Annotated in this window: 2 protein-coding genes; one reads left to right on the forward strand and one right to left on the reverse strand. The window is 54.4% G+C overall.

What is annotated here, in order from left to right:
* Positions 1–48 precede the first annotated feature (48 nt).
* A complete protein-coding gene (locus tag C463_RS13725) occupies positions 49–981 on the reverse strand; it encodes a GIY-YIG nuclease family protein (protein WP_008444827.1) in 933 nt (310 codons plus the stop codon).
* Positions 982–1146: 165 nt separating this feature from the next.
* Here C463_RS13725 and C463_RS13730 point away from each other — a divergent pair, with 165 nt between their 5' ends.
* A complete protein-coding gene (locus C463_RS13730; RefSeq protein ID WP_008444829.1) occupies positions 1147–1494 on the forward strand; it encodes a hypothetical protein in 348 nt (115 codons plus the stop codon).
* Positions 1495–1585 lie beyond the last annotated feature (91 nt).

The following is a 1585-nucleotide window of genomic DNA, read 5'->3' on the forward strand; positions in this document are numbered from 1 at the left end:
TCCGCGAACTCGTGGTGACCGCCGCAGTCTACAATCTCGAACAGGCTCTCAAACAGTGATCCCCACGCCGTCATCGGATTCAACAAAGCAGAGTAATCCCTCATATCCGTCATCTCTCACCCCATCAGAGTGGACGCATTTTCGCCCCTCTGTGCGAATCCGCTCATCGATAGCATCTGAGCGTTTGAGGCGACCAGAGTCAGTGAGTTCAACCTGCAACTGGTCATCGGTCGCGAATAGCGGTATCGGATCAGCAGTCGATTCGTCTACAAAATCCGGGTAGACGTACCTCTCGAGCCAGTGGGTCCACAGTTCGGCTTTCGAATCATAATCAGTGAGAAGGTCATATCGAGGAGACATTGCTGCTGTTCCTTGTTTTGTTGATTCAGTCGTGAGCCAGTTGTGGCCAGCGAGCCCGATTTCGTGAAGGACTCGATTCGGTACGAACTCTCGATTGGTCATAGTCCGGCGATACTCTGGGTGTGCGTAGATGAGTCCGATCAGCTTTGCCTCTAACTCCTGACGATAGGTCTCCACACCGTATGGACACGCACCGAGCGTCTCGACGTCCAGAATCCAGACATAGAGCTGTAAGTTAGCCGCCTCTCGAACCGCCGCGATGTGGTCGTATTTCGAGAAGCTTCCCCACGAACCGTCGTCTTCCCAGTCGTCAATCGGGAGAGCTTCATCGGTTTTCTTGTAGTGCTGGTAGATTCGAGACCCAATATTCCGGGATTCACCGACGTATACGGGGGTGATATCTGAGGCAGTGTTGATTGGCTCGTCTGCTAAGTAGAGGAGATACAGATATTCGCCGTCGTTCTTACCGTACCGATAGCGGTCGAGCGCATTGGTGGTAGCAAGTTCTCCATCAACCGCAGTAAGGAAGGGAACGGGATCCGGCCGGCTCGTATCACGAATATCTTCAAGAAGAGTATTGTCAAGCCATGTAGTCCACAAATCAGCCTTCGAGGCGGTCATCTAATTGGCAGTTATCTGCTTGTGAACTTACCAATTTCGCCGATGTCGCAAATCGTGTCCTGAGTAGATCGACTGTGCTTCGCAGCACAGCGACACAGCGGGTAGTTTTTCGCCCCCCGGAAGGGGTGAGGGCTCGAAAGAGAGCCTACAAGAGAGTGATTCTACATGAGTCAACAGCAGCATCCGAGTGACATCTCAATCGATCAGATTCCAATCGACCTACCAAATACCCAGACGTCCGAGGTAGATCCAGCAGACGTTCCCGAGGAGATTCAATCGATCACCTGTGGACTAGCAAGCGAGCACCCACCGACAAATCCACTCGTCGTGCTGAAAGCGGCCCGCTGGTGGTATATCCACGGGAAAGGCGGCACCGATCCCGCATTCCAGTGGGCCATCGAGTGGGCACGGCACCTCGCGACAGACACGCCTAGCGACGTCGACCGGTTCGACGAGTTCCTCGAGTACCTCGTCACGGTCGGCTTCGCGGACGAACGCCACGAGCTCCGCTGACAGACAGAGCGGTTTTTTGAACGCCCCTGAGGGGTGCGGCGCGGTCTGAACAGACGCAGTCGCCGTGAATTCGATTCGGTGAACACAATGG

The organism is Halorubrum californiense DSM 19288 (assembly GCF_000336875.1).
Taxonomy (GTDB): Archaea; Halobacteriota; Halobacteria; order Halobacteriales; family Haloferacaceae; genus Halorubrum; species Halorubrum californiense.